This is a genomic window from Streptomyces sp. NPDC046900 (genome assembly GCF_040644975.1).
In the GTDB taxonomy this organism is placed as follows: domain Bacteria; phylum Actinomycetota; class Actinomycetes; order Streptomycetales; family Streptomycetaceae; genus Streptomyces.
The window spans coordinates 1-6,366 of record NZ_JBEYXD010000183.1 but is presented as its reverse complement, the minus strand read 5'-3'; the positions used below and the strand labels follow the sequence as shown (position 1 = coordinate 6,366).

3 protein-coding genes and 1 pseudogene are annotated in these 6,366 nt (G+C 66.8%); 2 read left to right on the top strand and 2 right to left on the bottom strand.

Features of this window, described 5'->3' with window-relative positions:
* Positions 1-81: 81 nt before the first annotated feature.
* Positions 82-267, top strand: a pseudogene (locus tag ABZ904_RS50130) (ISKra4 family transposase); the annotation flags it as partial.
* Positions 268-975: 708 nt separating this feature from the next.
* On the opposite strand, the gene ABZ904_RS50125 reads toward ABZ904_RS50130, so the two are convergent.
* Together ABZ904_RS50125 and ABZ904_RS50120 are read right to left on the bottom strand one after the other, a co-directional pair.
* Complete coding sequence (locus tag ABZ904_RS50125; RefSeq protein ID WP_361830905.1) at positions 976-1,653, bottom strand: sigma-70 family RNA polymerase sigma factor; 678 nt, start codon at positions 1,651-1,653, stop codon at positions 976-978.
* 159 nt (positions 1,654-1,812) lie between these two features.
* Entirely contained in the window at positions 1,813-3,009 is a 1,197-nt protein-coding gene (locus tag ABZ904_RS50120; RefSeq protein WP_361830902.1) for an epoxide hydrolase family protein, read from the bottom strand.
* A gap of 370 nt (positions 3,010-3,379) precedes the next feature.
* Here ABZ904_RS50120 and ABZ904_RS50115 point away from each other — a divergent pair, with 370 nt between their 5' ends.
* Positions 3,380-6,160: an AAA family ATPase gene (locus ABZ904_RS50115; RefSeq protein WP_361830899.1), complete on the top strand. Its 2,781-nt coding sequence runs from the start codon at positions 3,380-3,382 to the stop codon at positions 6,158-6,160.
* Positions 6,161-6,366 lie beyond the last annotated feature (206 nt).

Sequence of the window (6,366 nt, the reverse complement as noted above, 5' to 3'; positions counted from 1 at the left end):
ATCGCACCACACACCATCTCCCCAACGACCGGACCACACCTCTCGCCGGACGCCTGAGCGGGCATCGCGCTGGTTCAGATAATGATCGCCGACCGGCTCGACATCACCGGTGCCCGCTGGGGCCTGCCAGGAGCGGAAGCCGTCCTGCGACTGCGTGCCGTCGTCTCCAACGGCGACCTCAACCCCTACTGGCGCTATCACGCCGCCCGCGAGCACGAGCGTCTCTACCCCGCCTCCGACCAGCCAACTTATGCCCTCAGTGCTTGATGGCGGCCGTCACTCGAAACGAACCGCACCCTTCTTACTTCGACTTCGACACGCATTCGACTGCGGTGGCAGGGAAGAACGCGCTTCACTGGTGTCGTGGAACTTGTTGAGGGGCCGATCGACTGGAGCCCGGAGCTGCATGCTGCCGGCACCCGGTCCCGCATGCAGCGGTGTGCGTGGGGTTCTCCGTGCCCACGTGAAGCGCGCTGGAGCGTGCGGGTTAAGGACAAGGGCGGCGACAGCTGGTGGGCTGTCCGCGAGGAGCACCGTGCCTCGTCGACGGTCTTGAACACTGGCTCTCGGTGACCGATGGTCTGCGCAGCAGGCCATCTTCTCAAATCTCGTGACTGTCCCCGGCGTATAGCCCGACTCGTCTGCCATCAGGGCTTTGACCTGAGCTTATGGTCTGGTCGGGGTGTCGTATCCAGGCAGTGCCCGCTTCGACCTGCGAGTTCCCGGGCGTTCCCGCGCGAGTGTGCACGCGTTGTGCACTCGCGTACCTCTCCGGCTGACTGATCGCCCGCACCGAGGGCGTCTCTCCGAGCTCGGTGATCCGGTCCCTGATGCACTTCAGGGTGCACGCTACTTGGCGATGCTGAAGTCCTGGGTGTGCGTGCCCGCAGTCCAGGTGGCGCCTGCCGTCGGCGATCCTGCTGGCGGCATTGGCAACCGGCCCTGGCAGACAGACGAAGTACCCCGAAAGGTTCGTCAGTCGAGAAAGCCGTGCCGGCGTGCGGCGTCGGTGAGCGCATGGAGCAAGCAGTGTCTTCCGTAGAGCAGGAGGGATGTCGCGGTGACTTGGGGTATGGCCAGGATGTCCGCGATCTCCGTGGGGGAGAAGTCTTCGGCGTCCGCGAGATAAACAACGATTGCCAACTCCTGGGGGAGTTGTTGAAGAGCCGCCTTCACCTCACGGTCGGGCAGCTGCTCCAAGGCCTGCGCCTGGGACATCTGGGGGTCACAGAACCTCGGGTGGTGCTCTTCCTGCGACCGTCGGCAGGGACATGCTGTCGAGGAGTTTGAGGGTTGCGGGCGCCGCCACTCGCCAGAGACGTGGAGCGCAGTGTCGGCCAGGAGTTGGAACAGCCAGACCTTCAGGCTCGTTTCGGCGGTCAACGCCCCGAACGCGTCGAAGGCTCGGAGATACGTCGTCTGAACAAGGTCCTCGGCGTGGACGCGGTCGTGGGTCAGGTGCGTCGCGGTCGCGTACAACCGGTCGAGGAATGGCATGGCCTCGCGTTCGAATCGTACGAGGAGCTTGGCTGGATCCGGTGCTGCTGTGTGGGGACCGTTCGGGGTGTCGGGGTTCCGCGGGGTGAGGATCTGGATGTGGGTGTCATCGTCGGAGGGGATACGTCGGTTCGTGAGGGGTTGAGGGCTGTTCATCGTTGCGATCTCGCGGACCTGCGGGGCACCCGCTAACGGGAGAAGTGAAGGACCATCTGGGTAGAGGTAAAGGAGTATGGGGCGGCCGAGCGGACCTGGAGTTGGGCCGCTCGGCCGCCCCGCCGGGCTGGTGCGTGTGAAGGCGTCAGGCGCGGTCGGCTACCGCAGGTTTTGGAAGCCGGCGCGGATCTCGTTCACGAGGAGCTCTGGCTGCTCCCAGGCCGCGAAGTGGCCCCCCTTGGGGAGCCGGTTGTAGCGGATGAGGTTCGGGTAGGCCTGCTCCGCCCAGCTCTTCGGGGCCTGGTACATCTCGTCGGGGAAAACGCTCACGGCAACCGGGAGGTTGACGCCCTTGACGCCGAAGAACGAGGTCTTGTTCTCCGCATAGAGACGAGCCGCGGAAATCGCCGTATTGGTCAGCCAGAAGAGCGTGACGTTGTCGAGGACGTCGTCCCGGGTGAGGCCTTCGGTGTGTCCGGCGAAGGTCCGGGAGATCATGGCCAGGCTGGCCGCGTCATGGTCAAGCAGGAAGGCCGCCAGCCCGACCGGAGAATCCGTGAGTCCGGTCAGGGTCTGCGGACGCGACCCCATCATGTAGGCGAAGTAGACGTGTCGGTACACGAAGTCCAGCTGCTCGACCGCCGCCTTCTCCTCGTCGGAGAGCGACAGGCCCTCGGGCAGCGGGTTGCCCGCGATGAGCGCAGCGTCGATGGCGGGCGGAACCGCACCGGCAAAGTTGGTGTGGATGCCTATCAGGCCCTCGGGCTCCTGCACACCCATGAAGTCCGCGATGATCGCACCCCAGTCGCCGCCCTGGGCGACGTACTTCGTGTAGCCCAGGCGCTTCATCAGCTCGCCCCAGGCACGTGCGATGCGCTCGGGACCCCAGCCGGTCGAGGTGGGCTTGCCCGAGAAGCCGTAGCCGGGCATCGACGGGATGATCACGTGGAAGGCGTCCGACGCGCTCCCGCCGTGGGCGGTGGGGTCGACCAGCGGCTCGATGATCTTCAGCTGCTCGACGATTGAGCCCGGCCAGCCGTGCGTGACGATCAGTGGCAGAGCATTCTCATGCTTCGACCGGACGTGAATGAAGTGGATGTCCAGGCCGTCGATCTCGGTGATGAAGTGCGGCAGGGCCTTCAGCTTCGCCTCGACCTTGCGCCAGTTGTACTCCGACGCCCAGTAGTGCGCGAGCTCCTTCATCGTCTCCAGTTGCGTGCCCTGCGACTGGTCCGCGACGGTCTCCTTCTCGGGCCACCGCGCCGCGTTGATACGCGCGCGCAGGTCGTCGAGCTCCGCGTCGGGAAACTCAAACGTGAACGGCCGGATCTCCGGAGTGCCGGGAGTGGCGGACATAAAAATCTCCTTGCTGTCGCCGACGACCTTGTGTCACCGACTCGTCCACCATTCCCGAGGTTGGGCGTGCATGGGCCCCGGGAAATTCCCGGGGCTCGTCCCGTGGCTGAACCCGGGGCATCGCACTTGCGGCGGAGACGGTGCGACTCTGGGTCACGTACGGACGCGGACAGTCGCTGCTTGATGATCAGAGCGCCCCAAGTGCCACATTGGGCGTAACCCCCATAGCTCCTAAAAGTTCCTAAAATGGACTAACGGTGACGATAGCGTCGGGTGGTGTCCGAGGGGAGCATGCGAGCCGACCGGTCGTTTCGGTCGGCCGCGGGAACCGCGGGGAAACGCATCAAGCAACGGGGGAAGGAGATCGACTATGGGCGTGCCCAGCATCGATGCTCAGGCCGGACTGCTGGGCCGGGACCGGGAGCTGGCCGTGCTGGAGGGGGTACTGGCGACAGCAAAGGCAGGCAACAGCGCGGTCCTGGTCCTCCGCGGCGAGGCAGGGATCGGCAAGACCGCCTTGCTGGACTACGCAGCCAGTCGGGCCGTCGGGTGCCGAACCGCCGCCATTGCGGGCATCGAGTCGGAGATGAAGCTTCCCTTCGCGGGCCTTCAGCAGCTCTGCACGTTCACGTGCACGCTGGGTCGGCTTCAAGAGCTGCCGGAACCGCAGCGCGAAGCATTGTCCGTGGCGTTTGGACTACTGGACGGCAAGGCGCCGAATCGGTACCTGGTGGGCCTGGCCGCGCTCGATCTGCTGGCCAGCGCCGCCGAGGCACAGCCACTGGCTTGCTTCATCGATGATGCGCAGTGGCTGGATGAGGAGTCCATGGAAGTGCTGGTGTTCGTCGCCAGGCGGTTGATGGCCGAACCGATAGCGTTGATCTTCGCTCTGCGGGAGCCTGACGACCATTGTGAGCTGGCCGGCCTGCCGGAACTGATCCTCGACGGCCTCAGCGAGTCCGACGCACGCACCCTGCTGGCTTCGGCTCTCCGGGTGCCCCTCGACCCGCTGGTACGGGATCGGATCGTCGCCGAGGCCCACGGCAATCCGATGGCCCTGCTGGAGCTGCCACACGCGCCCGCGGAGCTGGCGGGCGGATTCTGGCTTCCCGGCAGGCGCCCCTTGGCAAGTCGCATTGAGAACGCCTTCTACCAGGAGTTCCGATCCCTTCCGCAGGACAGCCGGCGCCTCCTGCTGACCGCTGCGGCGGAACCGACCGGAGACCCATGCTTGCTGTGGCGCGCAGCAGGCCTGCAGGAGATACCGGAGACCGCCGCAGCGCCGGCCGAGGCCGCAGGGCTTGTCGAATGCGGCACCCGGGTGCGGTTCCACCACCCCCTAGTGCGCTCGGCCATCTATCAGAGGGCGTCTGCGCCGGATCGCCGGGCGGCACACCGGGCACTGGCAGAAGCCACCGATCCCCACCTTGATCCTGATCGCAGGGCGTGGCACCTCGCTCACGCTGCCGCCCGGCGCGACGAGAGCGTCGCCGTCGACCTGGAGTGCTCAGCTGGCCGGGCCCAAGGCAGGGGAGGAGCTGCCGCGGCAGCCTCGTTCCTGCGGCGGGCGGCGGAACTGACTCCCGATCCCGCACGCCGCGTCACCCGTGCACTGGCCGCCGCCCAGACCGCGATCGACGCCGGCGGGGCCGACCAGGCCTGCAACCTGCTGGCGGCCGCGGACGCCGGCCCTCTCGACGACCTGCAGCGCGCCCGACTCGAGCGGCTGCGAGCCCGGCTGGTATTCTCCCAGATGCGAGGCAGCGACGCGCCCCGGCTCCTGGTCGACGCGGCACATCGGCTGGCACCTCTCGACACCACCCTCGCCCGTGACACCCTGCTGGAAGCGCTCGGCGCGGCGATCTTCGCTGGCTCTCTGAGTGAGGGCGCCGGGCTCCGGGAGGTGGCCGAGGCGGCCCGCGCCGGACCGTTGCCACCGACGCCGCCGCGGATGGTCGACATCCTCCTGGACAGCATGGTCAGCCGGATCATCGATGGCTACGCCGCTGGCGTCGCCCCTCTCAGGCACGCACTGCACGTCGTCCAGCAGGAGCAGGCATCCGGTGCGACGGATGCGGACAGGCGCTGGCTGTGGCTGGCGTTCCGTGTGATACCCGAGCCTCTCGCGTGTGAGCTGTGGGACGACGACGCGTGGCATGAGCTGGCGACCGGCGCCGTCCGCACCGCCCGAGAAGCCGGGGCGCTCGCCGTCCTGCCGATGGCGTTGACCTACCAAGCGTTCTCCCACGTCCATGCCGGCGAATTCGACACCGCAGCCGCGCTGATCGACCAGGCCACGGAAATCTCAGAGGCGGTGGGCGGCGTACCCATGATGTACACGTCCCTGGTACTCGCCGCTTGGCGGGGCCAGGAGCCCCAGGCACGGGATCTCATCGAGACCACCATCGAAGAAGTGCGCGCCCGGGGTGAAGGGCGCGTTCTGAGCCTCGCCGAGTACGCAACCGCAGTTCTGTACAACGGCCTCGGCCGCTACGATGCCGCGCTGGCAGCCGCGACGCGTGCAAGTCAGTACGAAGATGTCGGCATCTTCGGCTGGGCACTGGCCGAACTCATCGAGGCGGCCGTCCGCAACGGGCAGCCGGAGGCCGCGATGGCGGCACTGGATAACCTCACCGAGCGCACACGCGCGAGCGGAACCGAATGGGCCCTGGGAGTAGGTACCTGCTCGCGCGCCCTGGTGAGTGACGACCAGGCTGCCGAGGCGCTCTACCAGGAGGCGATCGAGCATCTCAAAGGCTGCCGCATCGCCATCCACTTGGCCCGTGCCCGTCTGCTGTACGGCGAGTGGCTACGTCGTCAGAACCGCCGCCAGGAAAGCCGTGCCCAGCTACGGTCCGCCTACGAGGCGTTGAGTCGGTTCGGAGCCGACGGCTTCGCCGAACGCGCCCGCAAGGAGCTCTTGGCCACCGGGGAAACTGTGCGCAAACGGACGATTGGCGCCGACACCGACCTCACCGGCCAGGAAGCTCAAATCGCCAGGCTGGCCAGAGACGGGCACACCAACCAGGAGATCGCTGCCCAGCTGTTCATCAGCCCGCGCACGGTGGAATGGCACCTCGGGAATGCCTTCGCGAAGCTCGGAGTCACCTCTCGAAGGCAACTTCGCTCAGCGCGTCTCCTCCGTATCTAGGGACCCGGATCGGCGTAACGGGCAGCCACCACCATCGGATCCGCGGGGCTTCCGTGACAGGCTGCCGAGTGTTGTAGTCGTCCGCGCTCGTTGCCGTCTGTCGGCAACGGCCCAACCTCATGTGCTCAGCTGGGAATCTGAACTGACGCTCCGATAGCAGAAGGGTGCCCCCGGCCTGCGATGATCTGATTGCTGAGATCGAGAAC